The 23,208-nt window shown below is 71.0% G+C and carries 18 protein-coding genes; 5 read left to right on the top strand and 13 right to left on the bottom strand.

All coding sequences use genetic code 11. The annotated features are described in order from the left end of the window. Nucleotides 1-3 precede the first annotated feature (3 nt). Both BMZ18_RS10685 and BMZ18_RS10690 read right to left on the bottom strand, forming a co-directional pair. On the bottom strand, nt 4-1,578 hold the full coding sequence (locus BMZ18_RS10685; RefSeq protein WP_139203919.1) for a sugar transferase: 1,575 nt from the start codon (nt 1,576-1,578) through the stop codon (nt 4-6). Then, entirely contained in the window at nt 1,575-1,898 is a 324-nt protein-coding gene (locus BMZ18_RS10690) for a phosphopantetheine-binding protein (protein WP_371828499.1), read from the bottom strand. The genes BMZ18_RS10685 and BMZ18_RS10690 overlap by 4 nt, the downstream gene beginning before the upstream one ends. Nucleotides 1,899-2,128: 230 nt before the next feature. Here BMZ18_RS10690 and BMZ18_RS10695 point away from each other — a divergent pair, with 230 nt between their 5' ends. Continuing rightward, nucleotides 2,129-2,899 carry a GNAT family N-acetyltransferase gene (locus BMZ18_RS10695; protein WP_139203920.1) on the top strand — a complete coding sequence of 257 codons (771 nt, stop codon included), beginning with the start codon at nt 2,129-2,131 and terminating at the stop codon, nt 2,897-2,899. A 256-nt stretch (nt 2,900-3,155) separates the two neighbouring features. Continuing rightward, complete coding sequence (locus BMZ18_RS10700) at nt 3,156-4,373, top strand: glycosyl hydrolase family 28-related protein (protein WP_244516490.1); 1,218 nt, start codon at nt 3,156-3,158, stop codon at nt 4,371-4,373. 57 nt (nt 4,374-4,430) lie between these two features. Here BMZ18_RS10700 and BMZ18_RS10705 read toward each other — a convergent pair whose 3' ends face one another. The 8 genes from BMZ18_RS10705 to BMZ18_RS10740 are packed head-to-tail and all read right to left on the bottom strand — an operon-like array spanning nt 4,431 to nt 15,626. Beyond that, on the bottom strand, nt 4,431-5,780 hold the full coding sequence (locus BMZ18_RS10705) for a glycosyl hydrolase family 28-related protein (protein ID WP_074922164.1): 1,350 nt from the start codon (nt 5,778-5,780) through the stop codon (nt 4,431-4,433). Next, nucleotides 5,777-7,492 (bottom strand): alpha/beta fold hydrolase, encoded by a 1,716-nt coding sequence (locus BMZ18_RS10710; RefSeq protein ID WP_074922166.1) that lies wholly within the window; start codon nt 7,490-7,492, stop codon nt 5,777-5,779. The genes BMZ18_RS10705 and BMZ18_RS10710 overlap by 4 nt, the downstream gene beginning before the upstream one ends. 58 nt (nt 7,493-7,550) lie before the next feature. Further along, nucleotides 7,551-9,632, bottom strand: a complete 2,082-nt coding sequence (locus BMZ18_RS10715) for a Wzz/FepE/Etk N-terminal domain-containing protein (protein WP_074922167.1) — start codon at nt 9,630-9,632, stop codon at nt 7,551-7,553. After that, nucleotides 9,623-11,011 carry a hypothetical protein gene (locus tag BMZ18_RS10720; protein ID WP_068363823.1) on the bottom strand — a complete coding sequence of 463 codons (1,389 nt, stop codon included), beginning with the start codon at nt 11,009-11,011 and terminating at the stop codon, nt 9,623-9,625. Before BMZ18_RS10720 ends, BMZ18_RS10715 begins: the two co-directional genes overlap by 10 nt. Beyond that, complete coding sequence (locus BMZ18_RS10725; RefSeq protein WP_068363820.1) at nt 11,008-12,012, bottom strand: CgeB family protein; 1,005 nt, start codon at nt 12,010-12,012, stop codon at nt 11,008-11,010. Before BMZ18_RS10725 ends, BMZ18_RS10720 begins: the two co-directional genes overlap by 4 nt. Further along, entirely contained in the window at nt 12,009-13,382 is a 1,374-nt protein-coding gene (locus BMZ18_RS10730) for a lipopolysaccharide biosynthesis protein (RefSeq protein ID WP_068363816.1), read from the bottom strand. The genes BMZ18_RS10725 and BMZ18_RS10730 overlap by 4 nt, the downstream gene beginning before the upstream one ends. Beyond that, the gene (locus tag BMZ18_RS10735) at nt 13,372-14,565 is read right to left on the bottom strand and encodes a glycosyltransferase family 4 protein (protein ID WP_068363813.1); all 1,194 of its coding nucleotides are present in this window, start codon (nt 14,563-14,565) and stop codon (nt 13,372-13,374) included. Before BMZ18_RS10735 ends, BMZ18_RS10730 begins: the two co-directional genes overlap by 11 nt. After that, nucleotides 14,562-15,626 carry a glycosyltransferase family 4 protein gene (locus BMZ18_RS10740; protein ID WP_068363810.1) on the bottom strand — a complete coding sequence of 355 codons (1,065 nt, stop codon included), beginning with the start codon at nt 15,624-15,626 and terminating at the stop codon, nt 14,562-14,564. The genes BMZ18_RS10735 and BMZ18_RS10740 overlap by 4 nt, the downstream gene beginning before the upstream one ends. Before the next feature lie 481 nt (nt 15,627-16,107). On the opposite strand from BMZ18_RS10740, the gene BMZ18_RS10745 reads away from it, so the two are divergent. From BMZ18_RS10745 to BMZ18_RS10755, 3 genes are all read left to right on the top strand, one after another. Then, entirely contained in the window at nt 16,108-17,256 is a 1,149-nt protein-coding gene (locus BMZ18_RS10745) for an Hsp70 family protein (protein ID WP_068363808.1), read from the top strand. An 86-nt stretch (nt 17,257-17,342) separates the two neighbouring features. Further along, a complete protein-coding gene (locus tag BMZ18_RS10750) occupies nt 17,343-18,323 on the top strand; it encodes a DUF1839 family protein (protein ID WP_068363805.1) in 981 nt (326 codons plus the stop codon). Beyond that, entirely contained in the window at nt 18,320-20,743 is a 2,424-nt protein-coding gene (locus tag BMZ18_RS10755) for a glycosyl hydrolase 2 galactose-binding domain-containing protein (RefSeq protein WP_082895061.1), read from the top strand. The genes BMZ18_RS10750 and BMZ18_RS10755 overlap by 4 nt, the downstream gene beginning before the upstream one ends. Here the strand turns inward: BMZ18_RS10755 and BMZ18_RS10760 are convergent. Genes BMZ18_RS10760 through BMZ18_RS10770 form a run of 3 tightly spaced genes read right to left on the bottom strand, consistent with a single transcriptional unit; the run spans nt 20,730 to nt 23,119 of the window. Beyond that, nucleotides 20,730-21,683, bottom strand: coding sequence for an amino acid--[acyl-carrier-protein] ligase (locus BMZ18_RS10760; protein WP_068363802.1), 954 nt, complete (start codon nt 21,681-21,683; stop codon nt 20,730-20,732). The genes BMZ18_RS10755 and BMZ18_RS10760 overlap by 14 nt on opposite strands. Before the next feature lies 1 nt (nt 21,684). Further along, nucleotides 21,685-22,857 carry an acyl-CoA dehydrogenase family protein gene (locus tag BMZ18_RS10765; protein WP_068363799.1) on the bottom strand — a complete coding sequence of 391 codons (1,173 nt, stop codon included), beginning with the start codon at nt 22,855-22,857 and terminating at the stop codon, nt 21,685-21,687. A gap of 4 nt (nt 22,858-22,861) precedes the next feature. Beyond that, on the bottom strand, nt 22,862-23,119 hold the full coding sequence (locus BMZ18_RS10770) for an acyl carrier protein (RefSeq protein ID WP_068145423.1): 258 nt from the start codon (nt 23,117-23,119) through the stop codon (nt 22,862-22,864). Between the last annotated feature and the right edge of the window lie 89 nt (nt 23,120-23,208).

Below are 23,208 nucleotides of genomic sequence, written 5' to 3' on the forward strand. Positions count from 1 at the left end.
CGATCAGCCGCCGGTCCGTCGGAGCACGGCCATCACCGTGCGCAGGAGAATCTTGACGTCGAGCCAGAGGGACCAGTTCTCGATGTAGTAGTTGTCGTACAGCGCACGGTCCTGCAGCGAGGTGTCGCCGCGGAGTCCGTGCACGGCCGCCCAGCCGGTGAGTCCGCCCGGAACACGATGGCGCGCACTGTATCCGGGGATCTCGCTGGCGAACTTGTCCACGAAGTGCGGCCGCTCGGGCCGCGGGCCCACCAGGTCCATGTCGCCCTTGACCACATTCCACAGCTGCGGGAGCTCGTCGAGCGAGGTGGCGCGGAGGAACCGGCCGAGGCGTCCGATGCGCGCGTCCTGCGAGATGTTCCAGGTGGTGTCGGCTTCCTCGCGTGACGCCGGCTTCATCGAGCGGAACTTCAGGCACTCGAACACCCGACCGTCCGCGGTGACGCGGATCTGACGGAAGAGCACCGGCGCCGAGGGATCGGACAGTCGCACGGCCAGCGCCACCAGCGCGAGGACGGGCGCGAGCGTCACCATGGCGAGGCCGGCCAGCACGCTGCTCACCACCCGCTTGACACCCCACGCGAGGGACCGGTGGACGTCGCGACGGATGCGGACCAACGGGATGGCGTGGAGTCGGTCCATGTCGCCGGAGACCGACACGAACTCGAACAGTCGGGGAACGACGAAGATCTCGCAGTCCATGCGGTCGCACTCGCGCAGCAGGGTGAGCAGTGCGGACTCGCGCATGGCCGAGAAGGCGATGACGACGGTGTCGATCTGCCGCACGGCGATGTAGGCCCGCAGTTGGTTGGCCAGCGGCTCCACCGGGATGTGGCTGGCCACGATCGCCGGCATCGGCGAATCGTCCAGCAGCGCATGGGGAGCGAGTCCGTGCTCGGGGTAGGCCTGCATGCTCTCGACCAGTCGTCCCGCGACCTGGCCGCTGCCGATCACCACGGTGCGCCGCTGGAACCGGGTGGACCGGCGCAGGCGGCGGGTGACCACGTAGGAGAGTTGACGGCCCACGATCATGGCCACCAACACGGCACCGGCCACTGCGGTGGCGCCGCCGACGGACGTTCCGGGCGCGGTGATCACCACGGCGATCAGGGTGGCCACGGCGACGGTGGTGGCCATGCGCGGCAGGTCGTCGAGCACCGAGAGGGTCAGGCGCTGCCGGCGCTGGTGGGGGACCACCACGGCGAGCACCACCAGGACGGCGAGAAGGAGGCGGTTGCCGGCGAACGGCACCGCAGCGAGGGCGACGACCAGGGCCGCCGTCTCGAGCAGCACGCCGAGCACACCGTTGAGATGCAGCGCCAGCCACCGGGACCCGCGGCTCCGCGGTGCGGACATCCCGGGCCGCAGGGGGATCGGCTCGGCGACGTGGTCGTCGACCGGCTCCGTGCGCGGTGCCGGGGCGCCCAGCCGTGCCGTCGCGCGCTCGTCCGCGCGAGGGGATTGGTACTGCACTTCCTCGGCGCGACGGGCGAAGCGCGGCAGCAGGTTGTCCGGCTCGGATTCCGGGACGGAATCGGTGAGGCGGAGAGGTGCGGTGTCGGAGTGCGACGTGGTCATCGACGGCTTCCCGGTACGGACGCGGCGGTGCCGTCCGTACCCTCCAGCACCCGGGCGAGTGCGGCGCGGATGGTGGCGATCGAGGCGAACGTGGACTTGCGCAGCAACACGTCGGGGAACTCCGCGCCGATGGAGTCCTCGAGGTCGACCAGAACGGCGACGCTGGCGTGCGACGTCAGCCCGGCGTCGAAGAGGTCGTCGGAATCGGTGATGGTCCACGCGTCGACGGGAAGCCGACCCGCCCGCTGCAGCGAGCTCCGCACGAGGTGATCGTGGGAGGCGGCGGGTGCGTCGCTCGGTGCGGGCGCCGACTGCGTCACGGGGCTCACTCCTTCGAAGTACCTCGGACCGGCGACGGTCCCCTCATGTGCGTGCACACCGTCCGACGACGGCTGTCTGCGCCCCGCGGCGACACCCGTCGACGACCGATGAGAAACTGATACCGCCCGCTGCTGCGGAGCGACTCGGTTGTCACGGAGAACTATATACGAGTCGTTTCCGTACCGCACGATTGTTTCTGGGCCAGCGAAAGAACCGATACTCTGTCGAGGTGTCCGTTGTGTCCGATCTTCATCGCGTCCGCCGTGCCTTCGGCGAATCCGCCGCCCCGTGGGCTGTCACGACTCACGACGTCGGTGAGCACCATTGGACGGCCTTCAGTGGTACGCAGCAGATCGACTACAACATTGCGCTGGTGCACGGCGGTGACGTGCAGGTTCTGGTGGCCGCGGCCATGGCGGCCCTCGCGGACCACGGAGTGCCCGGCCTGATCATGCTCGCCGGGGAAGGCCTGTCCGGTGCGCAGGTGATGGCCGACGCGGGATGGGTCGCCGCGCGGGCGATGCCGCTCATGCGCCGCCCCGCCAACGCGGGCGTCGCGGCGGTCGACGTGCGCGAGATCACCCCCGCGGACCTGCCCCGCACCCGCGAACTTGCGAGCGAGGCCTTCGGACTCGGCCGTGAGTTGGCCGGCGCCGTCTTTACCGAGGATCTCCTCGCGCGGGACGACGTCGTCTTCGGCGGGCTGTGGGAAGGCGCCCCTGACGAGACGTCGTCGATGGTCTCCTGCGGGCTGCTCTGTCGTGCGGAGGGAACGTCCGTGGGGTGGACGCTCGCGACGGACCCGGCGCGGCAGCGTCGTGGGCACGCCTCCCGGCTCGTGGCCGGCGTCAAGCACATCGACGCGGGAACGCGCGGTCCCACCGAGGATCTGTGCCTGGCGTCCATCCCCGGTGCGCCGCTGTACGAGCACATCGGGTTCGAGCGGCTCGAGCACTGGCAGGTCTGGACACGCCCCCGCTGGATGCTCGGCGCGTCCTGACCCTCGGACGCGCCGATCTCGGCGGTTCGCCGACTCGCCCCCCTCGAAACAGGGCGCAGGTCCGGCATCGGCCGGATTGTCGATCGCGGTGGTCGGTCTGTTTGCGCCACAGGTGTTTTCGATCACGCACCTCCGGCGAGTCGCACCCGCACGGCGTCCCACCGGTGCTTTTCTGTGCCCGGGGTGACCGGGGGGGGCGTGGCATCCCGTCTGCGAGCGAGGAGGTTCCATGGTGGGTCCGGGGCGTATGGAAAAGATGGGTCGACGGTCTTTGCTCGTCGGCGGAGTGGCGGCAGGAGTCGGAGCGGCCGCGCTGGTCGGCTCGACGCGGGACCCGGTCGCCGTCGAGATGACCGCGGGTGAGACCGATCCCGGCTCCCTGCTCGGCTGGGTCAGCGTCAAGGCGGCACCGTTCAACGCGCAGGGCAACGACACCGCGGACGACACCGCGGCCATCGCCGCCGCGTACACCGCGGCGCAACAGCAGGGACGGCCGCTCTATTTCCCGCCGGGCGAGTACCGGGTGCGATCGCTTCCCGCGTTCGACAACTACGCCACCGTCTTCGGCGCCGGCGCGGATCTGACGACCATCATCCACGCCGCGTCGGGAACGTTGCTGACCCTGAAGAACAAGCAGCGCGTGGCCATCAAGAACCTCGGGATCTTCTCGCTGGACCCCAATTCCACTGCGGTGGTGCTCGATCAGTGCTTCCGGTGCTCGTTCGACTCGGTGGTCTTCCGCGGAAACCACACCGCAGGCACCCACCCGCGGTTCCTCCCGCAGCGCGGGGTGTCGTTGATCAACAACACCGGCGGCACGTCGTTCGTCAACTGCGACTTCAACAACTACGGCACCGCCATGTCCACCACCGCGATCCAGTCCTACATCGCGAACTGCAAGTTCACCACCAACTGGGTGAGTCTGCTGGGCACGGGGAACAACTTCGCGTCCGGAATGTCGCTCGCCAACGTCGAATTCACCTCCGACATCAACCCGAAGACGACGTCGGTGCACCTGCTCGTGGACGGCCGCGCGAACGACTGGTGGCTCACCAACGTCTGGTTCGAAGGTGCCGGCACCGCCCTGCAGATCGGCAAAGCCGGAGTGGGTGGGCCGTCGCAGTTCGGCATGGTCAACTGCAAGGTCGCCGCGCGCACCATCGGACTCGACCTCATGCACTGCCGGCAGCCCTACCTGGCCAACGTGGCCTTCGATCCCGACCAGCAGTCGACGCCCCGCCTGATCCGCATCGACCCGAACAACGTCCCGGAGGGGACCGCCGTCAACCTGATCACCAGTCAGGGTGCGGACTTCCCGCTGAACACCTTCCCCCGCGGGTGGGCCGTCCAGGGTCGCGGCAAGACGGTGTCGGCCGGTGGGGGACCGATCGTCGTCTCGCCCGACGGCAAGGCCTGGCGGCTCACCATCTCCAACTCCGGACAGGTGACGGGGCAGAACCTCGGCGTCATCTGACCCGTGCGCCTTTTGCACATCCAGGGATGTGCAAAAGGCGCACGGGGGCGGAGCCCACTACGGTCGGGTCCGGCCGAGCGAGTCGGTGCGCAGCGCCCCGTCGGTCCCGACGACGAGTCGCCAGTACCCGCCGTCCGAATCCTTGAGCACCACACCGGCTCCGGGATCGTCGGAGACCCAGGTGCCGTCGGGACGGACCACCGCGGTGGTGCGTCCGTCCCGTTCGGTGCGCAGTAGATCGTCGTCGCCCGTGGCCCGGGCGACGACGGTGCCGGTGTACGTCGCGCCCGCGGAGGCGCCGCGGCCGGTCACCGTCCAGTCGGGTGGGAACGCCGAGAAGTCGACGTCGTCGTCGGACCCGGAGATGAGATTGATCGCCGTGCCGGTCGGGGTGTGCACCGGGTCGATCACCACCTCGGCGGGCGTGCTGTCCGGGTCCGGATCGAGAATGACGTTGGCCAGGTACGGCTGTCGGCAGTAGCGCAGTTCGATGCACGTGGTCCGCGCCGCGACCTTGCAGTTGACCATGCCGAACTGCGACGGGCCGCCGACGTCCGGCGCCCCGACCGACACCGCGACGTCCGACCCCTCGAACCAGACGTTGGTGAGCCACCAGTCGTTGGCCGGGCCGTCCACCACCAGGTGCTTGTCGGTGGTGTCCCGGTTGTTGTCCGAGACGAACTCCACGTTGGTGAGCGCGAGCCCTGCGGTGAAGTCGCCGCCGGTGCCGAGCACCCCGACGCGGTTGCTGGTGAACTTCGACGCCGTGACGTAGTTCTGAATGGTCCGGGTGGTGAGGCCGACTCCGAAGTTGTTGATGTCGCAGTTGGTGAACGTGGTCCCACCCGTGTTGTCGGACAGCACGATTCCGCGTTGCTCGACGAACTGCGGGAACGTCGACGACGAGTGGTTGCCCCGCACGGTCACCGAATCGAACGAACAACGGAAGCAGCCGGCCAACACGATGCCGGTGGCCGTCGGGCCGGTCAGGAAGAACCCGAGCCGCCGGAAGTTCACTCGCTGCTTGTCCCGCAGCTCGATCAGAGTGCCGTTCTGCTCGTACAGCACGGTCGTGACGTCGGCGCCGTCTCCCGAGAGGGTGGCGTAGTCCGGCATCGTCGGCCAGGACGTGACGCGGTACGTCCCCGTCGGCAGATACACCGCCGTCGGACGGTCGAGGCCCTCGAAAGCCCGCGCGATCGCGGCGGTGTCGTCCGTGGTCCCGTCGCCGGTCGCGCCGAAGTCGCGGACGTTCCGGGCGGCCGGAGCGTCGCCGATCGGGGCGTTGGCGAATTCGGTCGTGGGGGCGTCGTCGTCACGCGAGCAGGCCGCGGCCACGAGGGGCAGCGACGCTGCGCCGAGACCACCGAGCAGCAATCGTCGGCGGTCGACACCGGAGGACGTCATGCGCTGAGCACTCCGTCCCGGTGAGCCTCGGTCACCGACAGCGCGCCGAGCACGGCGTCGGTCACCGCGGCGCGGAACGTGTGGTGGAACCCCGAGTGATCGCCGACGCCGACCTCGACGACGGACGGCGCACGGCCCGTGCGGGCGATCCGGCGGACCCCTTCCGTCCCGCGCTGGTCGACGAACCACCGGTGGTCCGCCGGGGCGAGCACCACCGTGGTCTGCACCCCGCGCTCGGCCAGGGTGCTCAGCAGGACCTCGGGCACCTGGGTGATGCCCCGCCGTCCCAGCAACAGCCACGCCCGGTACGGAAGATGCTTCTGCAGAGCGGCTTTGATGCGTGCCCGCGGCGTCTTCTGCCACTCCGGGTCCGTGCGCGGCACGCCCATCGTCGCCGGATCCACCGCGCCGACCGCGGACTTCTTCTGGCGCCAGCTGTAGCCGATGGCGTTCACCAGCACCACCGAGGCCGCGCCCGTGCGCGACGCCGCGTAGGCGGCGTTCCACGACCCGGAACAGATGCCCGACAACACCACTCGACGCGAGTCGGCGTGTGCCTCCCGCGCCGCGGTCACGACGTCGTCGGCACCCTCGGGCGAGTAGATCGGGGTGTGTTCGCGCGCCGTCACCGGGCCGGTCTCCCCGGCGCCGCGCCGGTCGTATCGGAGGGCGCTGCGGCCGGACAGCGCTGCGCGACGGGCGGACTCGACCCAGAGCCGCGCCGGCCCGATGCGCGTGTCGTTGGCCGTCGCGCAGAACACCACCGTGGCGTCGGCGTCGCGCCCGGCCGGCCCGTCCTCGGGAGTGGTCGGCGTGGTCCTGATGGCGAACAGCCCGTGTTCACCGAGCGCGTCGATGGTCTCGGTCACGTGGCCGCCGCCGGTGCGGATCGTCGCCGATCGACGCGGGGTGAACGACACCGGGTCGGCCGCCAGGCCGTCGTGTGCGTCGTCGACCGCGCCGACGATCGTGCGGACCGCATCGGCAGGGATGGGCACCAGAAAGCTGGCGGGCGAGACGAAATCGGCCATCGGGCCCACGTCGATCGTGCGGGCGTCGGCCGCCTCGAGAGTGGCGGACAGGCGCGCCGCGGCGCCGCCCTCACGCAGCGCGGCGATCCAGGTGCCGACGGTCGGGGCGGACAGGGTGAGGTTCAGGGCGGACAGCTCGGCCGCCGCCTCGCGGGACAGGGTCTGTCCCAGCGTGTGCAGCTCGGCGCCGTCGCTCGGTGCCGGATCCGTGTCCGACCCGACGCCCAGCCGATAGAGCGCCTGCTGCTCACGCACGTAGCCCCGCCCACGCGGGGTCGGATCCCACAACACCACCGTGTGCAGCGGCCCGAGATCGGCGGCGGCGTGATCGAGCAGCAGTGCGCCCACGCGCAGACCGATCGCGGAGACCGTGCGGCACCCCATCTCGCGCAGCGCCGCGACGCCCTCGGCGATGCTCGCGGTCCAGCCCGCGAGGGCATCCGAGGCGTCCTGCTCGCCCGACGAATCACCCACGCCCGCATAGTCGAACCGCAGCACCGCGAACCCCGCCGCCGTCAGCTCCTGCGCGAGGAACTTCATCCCGCGGTAGGTGTCCACGTGCTCCTTGCCCATCGGCGGGCACAGCAGCACACCCGCTCGGGCACGTCCGCCCTCCGGCAGGTGTACCACCCCGAACAGGGGGCGGTCCGTCGATCCGAACCAGGTCGGGGACGTGGTCATCGGGCAGAACTCCTTCGGTGCCGAGCGTCTGAGGGGCGGGTTAATGTGGGCGGGTGGATCAGTCCGTGTGACGACGCAGGCTCGACGGTCGGTGCACCCGGCCGTTGCGCGCTCCCGCGAACGGGGACGCATCCTCGTCGCCGTTCCCGGACTCGGATGCAGAATCCTCCGACGACGGGTTGCGGCCGGAACCGGCACCGCGCGAGCGCATTCGGCGCAGCGCCGAGGACGACGGCGCGGTCTTCTTCGGCGCCACTCGTGTGGGTGCCGATTCCTCCACCTCCGGCGACTCGTCGGTCCCGGTGCCCGTCGACGCGGTATCGGACAGCTCCGTGTCGGACGACTCCGTGTCGGACGACTCCGTCGACGCGACGTCGGGCTCGGTCGACTCCGCCGTCGAGTCCGCGCCCTCGGCCTCCGGGGCATCCTCGGTCGCCGACGTGTCCGCGTCGTCGCGGTCGACGTGCTCGTCCCGCGCCGCGGCGTCGTGATGCTCGACCACGGTGAGCCGGTCCGTCACGGCGTCGGCCGGCGACACGGCCGCACTGTAGGTCTCGCGACCGTCGTGACCCCGGTAGTCGTCGAACTGCCCGTGGTCGTCGTACTGCCCGTGGTCGTCGTGGCCCCGGTGCTCGTCGTAGCCGGCGTCGTAGCCCCGACGGCCGTCGTGACCCTGGTGGTCGTCGTCGTACGGCTCGGTGGGGTCCTGGTACGGACGGGCCTCGTTCTGTGCCTCGTCGCGGCGGGGAGTGGGCCGCCGTGTGGCCGGGGCAGGGGTGGGCGCGGGGGCGGCCGCCGCCGGGGTGAGCGTGTCGGCGGCGGCGTCCTGCCCGCGGCGACGGAGCAGGGCGGGCGAGAAGCTCGCCGGGCGATGCGGCACCAGGATCGTGCCGGCCACGGACGCGCCGATGTCGGTCAGCTCGGTGAGGACCTCCTCGAGGTCCGCCACCGTGGTGGTGCCGGCCTCGACGACCACGACGGTGTGGTCGGCGTGCGCGGCGAGGGCGAGGGCGTCGGTGCCGTCGGTGGTCCCGGTGGCGTCGACGAGCACGTAGTCGTGCTCGCGGCCGAGTTCCTGCAGGATCGTCGCGAAGCGTGCGGACACGAGGAACGTGGCGGTGTCGCCGTCCACCTGGCCGAGCGGCAGGACCCGCAGATCGCCGACCTGCGTCGGTCGGGTCAGCTCGCTCGCCGACCGACGCTGATGCGCCAGGTCGGCCACGCCCGGCATCGTGGCCGGACGCATGCGGGAGGAGATGCCGCGGCCGGAGGTGGCGGCGTCGACCATGAGCGTCGACTTGCCGAGCACCGCCAGCGCGCGGGCGACGGGGAGCACCGTGTCGGACGCGGTCGACTGGCGCGACCGGGACGACGCGGCCGTCGACCCGACGAACACGACGACGCGCGGCGACGCCTCGGCGAGCACGCCGTCGAGACGCAGGGCGACGCGGCGGGTGTCGGTGGTGCGCGACGACGCCTCGACACCGCCCAGGAAGTGCGTGGTGCTCAGCGCGGCGACCTGGCCGGTGGTGCGAATGCGCTTGTCCAGCCGGTCGCGCAGGTACGCGAGTCCGCAGCCGAGGAGGAGGCCGACCATCGTGCCGGCCGCGAGGTTCTTGGTGGGTGCGGGGCCGGCGGACGCCGACGGCGTGGTGGCGGGGTCGATCACCGTCACCTTGGCGGCGGGGGCGGCGCCCACCTGCGTGCTCTCGAGCTCGCCGACCAGATCTCGGAACTTGGCGACGACGAGATCGTTGATCACGCGCGCCTGGTCCGGGGTGTCGGCGGAGACGTCGACCGTCATGATGACCGTGGCGGGGGCGAACGTCGCGGTGGTGCGCGAGGCGAGCTCGGCGGCCGTGGTGTCGAGCGAGAGTTCGGTGATGACGTCGTTCATGACGCGGTCACTGGTGACGAGGTCGACGTAGGACGTGATGCGTTGCTGCGCAGCCATTCCGCCCTGGTACGAGTCGGACACCGATGTCCCGGTCGCCATGCTGACGTACATGCGGCTCTGCGCGGTGTACGAGTAGGTGAGCGACGAGGTGTACACCGCGCCGGCAACGATCCCGGCGACGACGCACGCGAGGATGATCATCCAGCGCCGCTTGGCGATCTCGAAGTAATCGTTCAGACCCATGATGGCGATCCTTTACGTCGACTGTCGATGTCGGGGTAGTCGAAGGTCGTGGGCGGCGGTATCGCCCGCGACTGTCTGCCGTACTCCCCGACCACGAGCGTCACGATCCAGACCAGGATCGCGAGTTGGAGAGACTTGCCGAGAGATTCGGTGGTGCCGAGGATTCCGCGCTCGAAGAGCACCGGGTACTCGATGAGCGTCAGCCCGAGCACCACCGGGACGAAGTGGCGCGCGGTGAGCATGCGCACGGTGATCAGCACCATGACGAAGGTGAAGGTCATGGAGACCGCCACCCCGGCGTAACCGCCGAGGACGAAACCCTCGCTGATGTTGCCCTCGGCGAGCGAGACCGAGACGGTCCGCATGTCGACCGAGGAGCCGCGAACCTGTTGTGCCCAGGCGGTTCCGGATTGGAACTTCTCCGCCCCCAGGATCTGCGACGGAATGAAGTTGAGGACGGCGTTGCGCGCGACGTCGAGGTGCGAGATCCACTCCCGCCCGTTCATGAAGTACGCGTCGGTGGCCGCCTCGAGCAGGTCGAACCGGCGCAGGATCGGCAGGAACGGCTGCACCACAGGGGGATAGCTCGCCTCGGCGAGCGCACTGATGGCCTCGGTCTCCGGATCGACCTTGAGCGCCTGCAGGAGGCCGAACGCGCCGATCGCCGTGACCGAGATGCCGGCGACGCCGAGCACGGTCCGGCGGGTCCAGCCGATGAAGGCGAACCGCACCGCGACCGCGAGGGCCGCACCCATGACGGGCGTCTTGGACTCCACGATCACCGTCCAGACCAGCTCCATGCCCAGCAGGAAGCCGAGCAGGATCGTGGTGCGCTGCCACGTCGCCGGGCGGGCGAAGACGATGAGCCCCAACGCACCCACGGTGGCCATGGTGGCGGCGAAATCGAGGAAGGGGTTGGCGCTGGTGACCTCGCCGGCCGAACCGGCGCTGCCGGTGGCCCACGAGACGAAGCGCCCGCCGAGACCCATCACGTAGACGACGGCGAGACCGCGGAAGAAATCCGGGTCCGCGGTCGGGGCGACGGGGGAGCGGGGGACGACGTTCCGGGAGCGCTGCCACAGCACGTACGCCACCACCAGGGCGACGTAGAACCACAGGCCGAACGTCACCGGCTTCAGCACCTCGGCGATGCCCTTGTCGTAGCCCATGGTGGCCAGGCGCGGGTCGGCGAGACTGTCGGCGAACTGCGGTTCCGGCAGCACCCACAGCAGCACGACGGGGCGTGCGACGTAGCTGAGCGACCAGTACGCGACCTGGGCCACCACGAAGACGCGCGCGACGCCGCGCAGGTTCAGGCCCGCGATCAGCAGCGCCGTCAGCGCGAGTGCCGTCACCACGACGGACGTCACGGCGCTCATCGGATCGCCGCCGTGATCTCGCGGGCGCGGTCGACGTACGCGTGACCGTCGGCCACGATGCGGACCCGGCCGCGTTCGGCCATGTCCCGGGCCTTGTCCGGTTCCGTCTCGGCCCACGCCAGGATCTCGGCGAGCTCCTCGGGGGTGGAGAACAGGCGGCACTCGGTTCCGTCGTCGAGCAGCCGGGCGTGCTCGTGCGTGCGCTCCCCGACGAACAGTCCACCCGCCGCCGGCACCTCGAAGGTGCGGCACGTGTGGGTGTCGCGGTTGTCGGAGTTCAGCAGCACCAGGTTGGCGCCGATCGAGGCGACGGCGCCCGAGAACTCCTCGCCGTACACCGCACCGCCGAGGTGCGCCGAGGTGGCCCGCAGCGCGGGAACACGACGCCAGCCGGGACCCAGAACGGCCATGCGTGCGCCGTGGATGCGGGCGAGATCGGTGACGAAGTCGCGCCGGTCGGGGCGGCACGCGCCGACGAAGCCGACGGTGAACTCCTGCGGGGATCGTCGCGCGGTGGGCCGGTGCCACGCCGGGTCGTAGGCGCTGAGGACGAACAGCGTCTCCCGCGCCCCGCGCTCGGCGAGTTCCGGGACGTTGTGTTCCTTGGTGGTGATCACCAGGTCCCAGTCCCGTTCGCGCCGCAGGTACTCGGGCGTGGTGTTGTACGGGTTGGCGACGTCGTCCGGGCTGTAGTGCACGCGGACGGCGGCGGGCAGGGCCAGCAGCCGATCCTGGTCCAGATGCACGGTGCGGAAACAGAACAGCATGTCGGGCCGGAAATCCCGCGCCGCGGCGTCGATCCGCCGATGCAGATCGGCCAGCACCCACGGCGCGCGGCCGCGACCGAGCTTGGCGTAGACCCACGGCGGAGTGAGTCGACCGGGGAGGGCGACGGGGGTCGTGTCGATCACCAGGACGTCGTGACCCGCCTCGCGGAACCCGTCGGCCATCGAGCGTGCGTTGCTGCCCACCCAGTCGTCACCGAGGAAGAGGATTCTCATCGCTCACCTCCCGGAGCGGCAAGCCGCACCGGAACGAGCGGCTCGGTGATCGCGTCGTCCTGGCGGACGTCGCTGCGCCGACGCAGCATGCGCACGCGCAGCAGATACCAGGTGGCAACGGCGATCTCGCAGGTGAACGTGCCGAAGACCAGCGCCCAGACCGACCCGGTGGCCACCGCGGCGAGCAGCGCGCCGCCCGCGAAAATCGCACCGACGACGGCCCCGATCAAGGTCCCGCGGGTGTCCTGCTGGACCGGCAGCACGGCCGTCGTGACGAACGACGTCAGCGCGGTGAAAGGCAGAATGAACGCCTGCACGCGCATGATCTCGACGGCGCCGGTGAACTCGGCGCCGAAGATCAGTGGAATGACCCAGGGGGCGGCGATCCACAGCGCCACCGAGACGCCCGCGGCGATGGCGACGGTGGCTCGGAGCCCGCGGAACGCATTGCCCCAGAAGTGATCCTCGCGCCCCCGAGCGAGCCGGGGCAGCAACCCGTAACCGATGGCGTCGAGCAACGACTGGAACGCCCGCACCAACCGGTCGCTCGCGGAGAACAATCCGAGGGACGCCGCGGTGAGTGCGACCGAGTAGAAGCTGGCCGCGCCCTGGCCGTAGCTGGTGATGAGCAGACGCGACGTGAGCACGGGCGCACCCATTCTCACCATGGCGAGCACCCCGTCGGGCCGCGACGGCAGACCGTGCTCGGTGAGCGTCAGGCGCCAGGTGAGCACCACGTTCACCAGCGTCGAGAGCAGGAGGCACAGCATGGCCACCGACGCGCTGGGGAAGTGCGGGAGCAGACCGACAAGCAGCACCAGGTAGAGGACGCGGCCGATGGACTGGTACACGACGCCGATGCCGAACCTGGCCTCCGCCACCAGAACCCAGTCGTCGCCGAACGAGGAGACCCCGCCCGCGAACAGTCCGAGCAGCACCATGTGGAGGTGGACGTGGGCGTCGATCAGCATGCCCAGCGCGAGCGCGACGCCCATCGTGCTCAGCACCCCGGCGCGCAGGGCCAGGTAGTTGCCGCGCAGGCGATTGACGTTGTCCGCGTTCATCATCGCGGCCAGGAAGGTCGTAATGCCCATGTCCACCAGCAGCGCGCCGATGAAGTAGGCCGACATGCCGATGGCGAGCAGGCCCAGGCCCTCGGTACCGAGGATGCGGGCGGTCAACGGCAGCGTGACGATGGTGACCAGGTACTGCCCGTACTTGCCGAAGCTGACGAACGCGATGTCGCGGATCGCCGCGAGGCGCGGCGGAACACGCAGGCGCCGACGCGGAGTCCTGGGTGCGGCTGCCTCGGGTGCGCCGGGCTCGGTACGTCCCGTCAGGTCGATGCGGTCGGTGGCGTCATCCCACACGGGATTCTCCCTCCGACTGCGACTCCGACCCGGGCAGCGCGCGCACCGGCGCGGGCCGACCGACGATGCGGGCGAGGAAATCCTCGACGGCACGGGCGGATTCGGCCACGTCGAACTCGGCGGCGCGGGCCGGCGCGGCCTCGGCCAGCCGCGCGCGCAGACCACGGTCCGCGACGAGGCGGTCCAACGCCGCGGCGAGGACGGCCGGGTCCCCCGACGGCACGAGCAGGCCGTCGACCCCGTCGCGCACGATCTCGGCGGGCCCGCCCGGTCCCGACGCCACGACGGCGCAGCCGGCCAGCATGCCCTCGACGATCACCTGACCGAAGGGCTCGGCGGTGAGGGTGCAGTGCACCAGGACGTCGGACCGGCGCATGTACTCGGTGGGATCGTCGACGTGACCGGTGAACAGGACGGGGACGTCGAGCGTCGCCGCGCGCGCCTCGAGCTCCTCGCGGTACGGCTCCTCACCGAAGAACGTGCCGCCGACGAGGTAGACCCGCTCGGGGCGCGTCGTCATCCGCGCGAGCGCGTCGAGCAGCACCACGTGCCCCTTCCACGGCGTCAGGCGCGCCACGAGGCACAGCACCGTGCGGTCGGGCTCGGCCTGCGCGCGGCGCAGCGGGCTGCGGCCCGTCGGGTCGATGCCCGGGTACGCGACCACCGACGGGCGGCGACGCGCGGGCAGCGAGTCGAGCGTCGACACGCTGTTGGCGACGAAGCCGGCACAGACCACCCGGCCCAGTAGACGCAGGACGGCGGACAGCACGGTGCCGAAGTACTCGGCCGAGATGCGATCGTGCGAATGCCACACCAGCGGGATGCCGGCGCGTCGTGACGCGACGGTGCCCATGAGCAGGGCCTTAGTGGACTCGGCGACGAGCACGTCGGCGCCGCGCTCGCGCGCGACGCGGCCGACCTCCCAGCCCAGCCGGACCAGTCCGGTGACGCCGCGGAGCACCCGCGCCGGGGACAGGCCCCCGATGGTCACCGTGCGGCTGTCGAACGACCCGTCGACGACTACGGTGTCGATGCCGTCGGCCCGGACACGCTCGACCATGGGGCCGTACTCGGTGAACGCCACGGTGACGTCGGTGTCGCGCATCGAGCGGACCAGACGGTGCAGGGCGATCTCGGCGCCCGACGGGGCGGCGGTGTGCGCGAGGAACAGGGCCCGGGTCACGACGCCACCTCCCGGTACAACTCGACGTGCTCGGCCGCGGCGGAGTCCCAGGAGAAGCGTTCCGCGTGGGCGCGGCAGGCCTCGGCACCGGGGACGACGCCGCCCAGAGCGGTGGTGAGGCGGGCCGCGAGCGCGTCGCTGTCCCCGGCCGGAACGATGAGCGAGGGGTCGAGACCGGCGACGGCGTCCGGCAGACCGCCGCAGTCGGTGACCACGGGCGGGCACCCGACCGCGCACGATTCCAGGGCGATCAGCCCGAAGCCCTCGAGCGCGACCGTCGGGACCACCGACACGGTGGCCGCCGCGTAGAGGCTGCGCAGCCGCGCGTCGTCGACGCGGCCGAGGAACTCGATGGACGACGACGCGGGCGAGCTCGCGGCGAGCGCGCGCAGCGCACTTTCCTGCGTGCCCTCGCCGACGACGAGCAGCCGGGCGTCGGGATGGGCCGACGCCACCGCCGGCCAGGCCGCGATCAGACGGTCGATGCCCATGCGGTTCTCGAGCCGACGTACGCACAGCACGGTCGGGCGGTCGGACCGGCGCTGGGCCGGGACGGTGAAGCGAGCGAGGTCGACGCCGGGCGCGATGACGCGGATCCGGTCGGCGTCGACGCCGTAGTCGGTCCGCAACAGCCGGGCGGAGTGTTCGGAGAGGACGACGAACCGATCGATGTCCAGGAAACGCAGCCGCTCCACCCAGTACTTGGCGCGGACCGCGGCCGGACTCTCTCCGGAGGCGGCGCTCTCCGCGGCCCAGGGACCGTGGAAGTGCGCGACCGAGGGCAGCCGGCCCCGGCGACCCAACGCCGGGCGGCCGAACAGGCTGAAGTGACGATCGACGACGGTGGAGGAACTCAGACCGCGGTCATCGCGGAGGGAGGTCCACACGCGAGCCACCGTGGAGCCGGAGCTGGGCCCCCACGAGTGCCCACCAGCGGCCGCGTTCCCGAAGGCCGACGCGCTGACGCGGGTGTCCGGCCGAGCCTGCAGCGACTGGAACAGGTCGGTGAAGTAACGATTGAGCCCGCCCGGAGTGGTGGCGAACCACTCGGCGCCGGTCATGTGGACCTGCACCGTCGAAGTGGCCGTCACGGATGCGGGTGTCATCGGGGTCCATAGCCTTTCCCTCTCGTGGGTGTGCGTGTGCACACGGCGTGTCCGTCCGCATCGCTGTTTCTGTGAGGTGGAACCAGGAGGTGCCTGGTTCCCGCTCGCGAACCGGTCGAGTGCGGGCGATGCCGGCAATGTGGTCTCCCCCGTCCGTCGACTTCTGCTCCGGCCCCGCTCGGAGCAGTACGTCCGGGGTATCGGCTGCGCTGCCGATGCCGTCCCACCCGGTCGCGCATCGCACTACCAGGCAGTAAGGTGTGATCCGGTCGTGTTTGTGACTGGAAACGACGGCGCAGTACCCTATTGCTGGCTTTAACATACCGGAAGAATCTTTCGTCCGCCATAACGCTCACGAGGACCGGTTTGCCGATCCGCCGGTGAGTGTCCGTCCGGGAGAGTTGTGAGAGATGACAACGCGAGTGGAGTCGCGCTGATGCGAGAGACGGTCGACGCGACGGTCGTCGCGTCGGTGCGTGACGACGCTCGTGACTCTCGTGGCGGCGTCGGCGGTGCCGACTTTCGTGCTGCCGCTCCGGTGCGGACCGGGTGCGCGACCGTGGTGGTCCTCGATTTCGGGCGGACCGGGACCGGCGTGACCGTGGTGGGGGTCGACGAGGACCGGGTGGTCGACGAGGTGCGCTGGCCGTCGCCGAGCGGCGACGCGTGCGACCTGATCGTGCTCGACCATCTGCGCGCGCAGGGGATCCTCGGCCCGCGCGACGGCGACCGCGAGTCCCCGGAGATCCTCACGTTCTGCCGGTCGGTGAAGGAATCGCTGTCCACGTCCACCGCGGCCCGGACGCCCGCGTCCGGTCCGGGCGGGCCGGTCACCCTCATCACCCGCGCCGATTTCGAGGACGCTCTCCGGCCGTCTCTGGAGGACCTCGTCGATCGGGTCGCCGCCCTGGTGCGCGACGCCGGTCGGGTCACGGAGGCCGTGGTGCTCACCGGCGGCGGGGCGGCCGTGCCGCTCGTGCGGACGGTGGTCGAGGAGCGGTTGGCGCCGATCCTGCCGGAGGTGGCGGCGGCCGCCGACGCCGTGCCGGCCGCGCGGGTCGTCGAGGCTGCCCGGGAGCCCTCCCCGGAACCCTCCCCGGAATCCGAAGTCCCGACTGCCGAGACCCCGGCACCTGCCGTCGATCGGCCCGCCGCTCCCGATGCTGCTGTGCCAGGTGCCGGTCCCGAGCCCCGCGCGCACGAAGAGCCCGACCGTCGGGACTCACGGTCGTTCGCGTACTCGGCCGTCGAGACCGCGCCCGTGCAGGACGACGCGGACTGGGACCTGCTCGACGACCCACCGCCCGGCCCGCAGCGCCGCCGCCTGTGGACCGCCGTCCTCGTGGTGGCGTTGATCGTCGTCGCGGCCGGTGCCGCCGCCTGGGCGTACCTGGGGACGGCCACGCCGATGGACGGACCGGACGGCGCCGGACCCGCCGTACCGCCGACCGCCACCGTGGCGACCGACCCGCGGGGAACGTCGGTGGCTCCCACCACGGCGGCGAGCGACGAGGACGCCGACGGGGACGGGTTCCCGGACAGCTGGGGCGACGACATCGGGTCCCGGCTCGGCACGGCCAACTGAATCCGGCCGGTCCCGCGCGGGGATCGGCGCACACACGGTGTCGGGGGACACGACCAACGGTTCGACAAAGGAACGAGGACACGACGGTGCAGACCACGACCCCCCTCCTGGACGGTCTCGAGCCGGGCACGTACCGCCCGCACGCCGTGCACACGACGGACCGCATCTGGTCGGAGACCAATTGCTACGTCGATCTGTGGATCGAGGTGTTGCACGCGTCGGGTGTGGATCCGGTGCCGGCCTTGTCGTTCGTCCTCGGCGCCGGGTTCGACGGTCGGCAGTGGGACTTCGTGAAGTACCAGCCGGAGGATTTGCGGCGCCTGCACGGCATCGAGGTGAACGAGATGAACGTGTGGAAGCCGTTCGCGGAGCACCTGATCGAGAACATCGAGGACGGCGTCGCCAGCACCGTGGAGGTGGACGCGTTCCACCTTCCGGACACCGCCGGGGTGTCGTACGGACTGCAGCACACCAAGACCACGGTGGTGCCCACCCGGATCGACCGGGCCGCGCGGGAGATGGACTACTTCCACAACGCCGGCCTGTTCCGGCTGTCCGGGAACGATTTCGATCGCGTTCTCGGCCTGGAGGTTCCGGACGGGGCCGTCGCGCTCCCGCCGTACCTCGAACGCATCACGCTGGAGGGCGGAGTTCTTCGGGTGGACCCGACCGAGGACGACCGCGACCTCGACGTCGCCCGGACGCATCTGCGACGGGCGGGGACGGACAACCCGGTGGCGGGCCTCGCGCAGCGGGTGGTCGACGACGTGGAGTGGATTCGCGAGTCGGGTCCCGACGCGTTCCATCTGTGGTCGTTCGGCACGCTGCGGCAGTGCGGGGCCACGGCCGAGCTCGCAGCCGACGTGGCGGCGTACCTCGAGGGTCGCGGCGTCCAGGGCGCCGGCGCGGCCGCCGAACCGTTCCGTGAGGTCGCGACGGGCGCGAAGTCGGTGCAGTTCCGGATGGCTCGTGCGGCCCGCGGGCGGGCCGTCGATCCGCGAGAACCGTTGGACGCCATGGCCGTGAAGTGGCAGCAGGCCGTCGACATCCTGCGCGCCGCGCTGTGACCACCGGGTACGGGCCGGTGGCGGCGGACTGGACCGTCTGCCGCACGGACGCCGGTGCGGCCGACGCACCACCCGGCCCGGAGGCGGAGCGCATCCCGGCGCGGGTGCCGGGGACGGTCGCCGAGGCGCTCCGGGACGCGGGTCGCCAGATATCCGACGGCAACGATCTCGGCACCAACGACCTCGACGGCGCCGACTGGTGGTTCGAGACCACGCTGACCGTGCCCGACGTCCCCGGGCGGCTCGTGTTCGACGGGCTCGCCACCGTGTCCGAGGTCTGGGTGGACGGCGTGCTGCGTGCGTCGAGCACCTCGATGTTCGTCCCCGTCGTGGTCGACCTCGCCGACCTGGCCGGCCGGACCGTCGCGGTGGCGGTGTGCTGCCGCGCGCTGTCCCCTCACCTGCGTCGACGACCCCGCGGACGGTGGCGCTCGTCGATGATCGCGCAGCAGGGGCTGCGGTGGGTGCGGACCACGATGCTCGGTCGGGCCCCCGTCTTCGCCGGTGCGCCGGTGCCGGTGGGCCCGTTCCGTGATGTCCGCGTGGTCCCGGCGAGTCCGGACCTGCAGGTGCGCGGCCGAGTGACGCACGGCCGCTGCGAGATTCACGTGACGGGACGCGCGGACTCCGACGTGACGGTCTCGATCGGAGGCGACAGCTACCCGGTGGCCGTGGACGGCTCCGGATCGGTCGACGCCGTGGTCGACGTCGGAGAGCGCGAACGTTGGTGGCCGCACACGCACGGCCGTCCCGCGCTCCACGACGTGGTTCTTGAGTCCGCCGGCACCCGTATCGCGGCGGCGGTCGGATTCCGCTCGGTCGACGTCGATCCGTCCCGGCCGGGGGAAGCCCTCCGCGTCAACGGCATTCCCGTGTACGCGCGTGGCGGCTGCTGGGTTCCGCTGGACCCCGTTTCGCTGCGGACCGATCCGACCGCCCTCGACGCCGCGCTGGACGACGTGATCGCGTCCGGCGGCAACCTGATCCGCCTGACGGGCACCATGGTGTACGAGACGCCGGACTTCCACGCACGGTGCGCCGAGCGAGGCATCATGGTCTGGCAGGACGTCATGATCGCCACCGTCGACCCGCCGGACGACGACGTCGTCACCGCGCAGGTGGTCGCGGAAATTCGCGCGGCTCTCGCGGCGTCCGGGCCGGCCACCGTCGTCGTCAGCGGGGGGAGCGAGACCTACCAGCAGCCGACGATGCTCGGTCTCGCCGCCGACGATGCCCGTATTCCGCTGCTGGACAGCGTCATACCGGACCTGCTGGCGTCGTCGTACCCCGATCTGGCGTACGTCCCGTCGTCGCCGTCCGGTGGGGACCTGGCCACGCACGGCCGCGCGGGCGTCGCGCACTGGTTCGGGGTCGGCGGGTACCTCCGGCCGCTGTCCGACGTGCGCACGGCCGGGGTGCGCTTCGCGGCCGAGTCGCTCGCCTTCGCGATCCCGCCCGAACGTCGCTCGGTGGACGCGCGTTTCGGCTCGGCCCACCCCGCCGGGCACGATCCCCGATGGAAGGCCGCGGTGCCGCGGGACCGGGGATCGTCGTGGGACTTCGAGGACGTGCGAGACCACTACGTGCGCACGGTGTTCGGCGTCGAACCGTCCCTGGTGCGCCGCGACGATCCGGAGCGGTACCTCGACTACGGCCGCGCCGCGGTGTGCGAGGCGACCTCGGCGGTGCTGGGGTACTGGCGGCGCCCGGACTCCGAGTGCGGCGGGGCACTGGTGCTCACGCTGCGGGACCTCATGCCCGGCGCGGGATGGGGTTTCACGGATTCCGACGGTGAGGTCAAGGCTCCGTGGTACGCGATGGCGCGGGTCCATGCGCCCACCACCGTGCTGGTGTCCGACGAGGGGATGGACGGGCTCGCCGTCCACGCCGTCCACGACGGGGCCGATCCACTTTGCGCCGCCGTGACCGTGCGGGCCGTGAGTCGAACGGGGAGCGTGATCGCCGACGGGACGTGGCCGGTGGACCTACCGGGCCACGGACATGCGAGTACGACCGTGGATGCGGTGCTGGGCCGCTTCACCGACGCGACGCACGCACATCGCTTCGGCCCCCGCGCGGTGGACGCCGTGGTGGTGGACCTGGTGCAGGACGGCGCCGTCTTGGCGCGCTCGGTGACGCTGATCGGCGGACCCGCACTGCCCGTGCAGGATTCGGTAGGGCTGACGGCCGGCGTGGAGCCCGCCGACGACGGCACATGGGTTCTCGAGGTGGCGGCCGAGTCGGCCGCTCAGTACGTGTGCGTCGACGTGGACGGGTTCCGACCGTCGGACAACTGGTTCCACCTGGCGCCGGGTGTTCCGCACACCGTGACGCTGAAGCCCACCGGACGTGCCACCGCGCCGCGAGGGCACGTCCGGGCGCTGAACAGCTTGACGCGAGGGGCGATCAGGCCGGCCTGAGCGCGCTGGGCCAGCGAGTGACGTCGAGGCCGTGGGTACGGAACATGGCCAGCGCGATGCGCTCCATGCCGAACCCGACGCACGCGCTGTGGGCTTCCTCGCCGTCCGCGGTGCGGATGTCGAAGGTGTGGCCGAAATGTTCGCGGTGGCAGTTGCACGAGACCACGGCGGTGCCCTGGTCGAGGTCGCCGTAGAGCCGCACCACCAGCTCGGTCTTGAGGTTCTCGTTGCGCTGGTTGGCCGCCAGCATGCGCCCGGCCCGTCCGAAGAACGGGTCGTTGGCGATCACTGGTGTGGCCTCGAGACCGAGGTGATCGAGGACGGACTGCCCGCGCTCGATCCACGACTCGCGGTGCTCCACGGCCTGATCGGGGGTGCCGACCTGAACGAACTCGTGCATCCGGAACGCCTGCATGCGAGCCGGATCCACCGCGGGCTCGTGCCGGAAGCAGTAGCCGTACACGTCCAGCGTGCTCCCGCCGGCGGGCAGATCACCGGTGAGCATGGAGTACGCCGGATGGCAGGCCGCGGACACCAGCATGGTGCCGGCGGAGCCGAGGAAGTGGTCCCAGTCCTCCCCGGCGGACCGCGCCGCGAGCAACTCCGCATGCGCACGGTTGTCGCCGGTGAAGGTGGTGATGGCCCCGGTGAGGTTGGGGAACGAGGCGACGTAGTCGGTCTTCTCGAAGGACTCGCGCGGGAAGACGGGCGGGAACCGGAAACGCTGTGCGGAGCTACCGTGAGCCTCGCGGCCGGCGGCGCGGACGGCGGTGTCGATGACGTCGATGACGTCCTCGAACACGCCGGAGCGTCCGTAGAGGCCGTCGAGCGAGCTGCGGACCAGCAGGCCGGCGTCGACCAGCTGATCGCGGAACTCGGCACGGGCGAGATCGAGGTCGGACAGATCCGTGCGCGTATCCCTGTCGAGGGTGGAGGTCATGTCAGAGACCCCCGCCCGGCACGCCCTTGTGCACCAGCGTGAGCTGGGCGTTGTGGGCGAGGATCCGCTCGTTGCTCACCATGATGGCCGAGCCGTGGGAGTCGCGGAGGTGGCGGCTCATCCGTAGCTCGCTGTCCTCGCGGTAGCCGGCGATGCCGCAGATCAGCAGCGCGCGGGCGACGATGTCGATGAGCAGGTTCGACGCCGTGACCTTGACTGAGTTGATCGACAGAGCGAATCCGATGGACCCGAGGAACCGGGCGTCGTCGGCATGGGCGTCGAACGTGGTCGCGGCGGTGTGGACCGTGTCGTGCAACTGCTGGTGCACCACCATGAGCTCGGCCAGGCGGGCCGCGGCCGGCGGCGTGACGCCCGGCGTCTTGCGGGCGGCCTTCTGCACCGACGTCCGAGCCTTGCGCACCGCGGCGTCGGCGATACCCGTCCAGGCGCCGCCCCACAGGACGTGCGCGGACGGCAGCATGGACTGCGCCGAGATGTCCGCGTAGGGCGCCGGAACCACGTGCTCGGCGGACCCCGTCGCGTGCAGCATAAAGCCGGGGCTGCAAGTGCCGCGGAAGCCCATGGTGTCCCAGGTGCCGGTCTTCTCCAGCGTGAGGTCCTCCCGCAGCGCGGCGACCAGGACCTGATCGCTGGGGGCGCTGTCGACGGAGCGACGGGCGGTGACCAGGACGACGTCGGCGTACTCGCCGTACGAGATCACCGGCGCGTTCTTGGTGAGGCGGTACCGGTCGCCGTCGTACTCCACGGCGCAGCCGCTGGTCCGCACGTCGCCGCCGATGTTGATCTCGGTGGTGGCCGACGCGACCAGCAACTGCTCGCTCACGATGCGCCGCAGCAGGTCCGCGAGGGCGGGCGAGGACAGCCCGTGGCGCGACAGGCTCATCACCTGCGTGTGGTGCATCGCGAAGATCATGGCGGTCGAGGCGCACGCGCCGCCGAGCGCGCGTGCGACGCGTGCGAGGTCGGTCAGCGAGTACCCGCCGCCGCCCAGCGAGGCCGGGATCGACGCGGAGAGCAGACCCGCGGCGCGCATGGCCGCCACGGATTCGGCGGGGAAGCGGGCGTCACGGTCGACGGTGTCGGCGTGCTCGGCGGCCACGGCGACGACGTCGTCGACGGACAGCGCGTGGGTGGGGCGTTCGAGGGTGGTCACGGGCCTACTGCTCCAGCGTCGCGAGCGCGTCGGCGATGGCGGTGATGGAGGAGAACGTGGCCTTCTGCAGCAGCTCGTCCGGGAACTCGACGTCGAACTCGTCTTCGAGGGCGATCATGACGTTCACGCTGGCGTGCGAGGTGAGGCCTGCGTCGTACAGATCGTCGTCGTCGGCCACGGCATCGACCGCCACCGGGAGCTTGCCGTGGGTGGCGAGGATCTGCCGGATACGGTCGACGTCCAGTGCGGCGGTAGTGCTCATGCGTCGGTCCTTCACGTGTCGATGGTTTCTGCGGACGGAATCCGTCACGCAGGGTCCCCAAACCCTCGGGAAACAGTACACGAGTTTGT

Source organism: Rhodococcoides kroppenstedtii (assembly GCF_900111805.1).
Classification (GTDB): Bacteria; Actinomycetota; Actinomycetes; order Mycobacteriales; family Mycobacteriaceae; genus Rhodococcoides; species Rhodococcoides kroppenstedtii.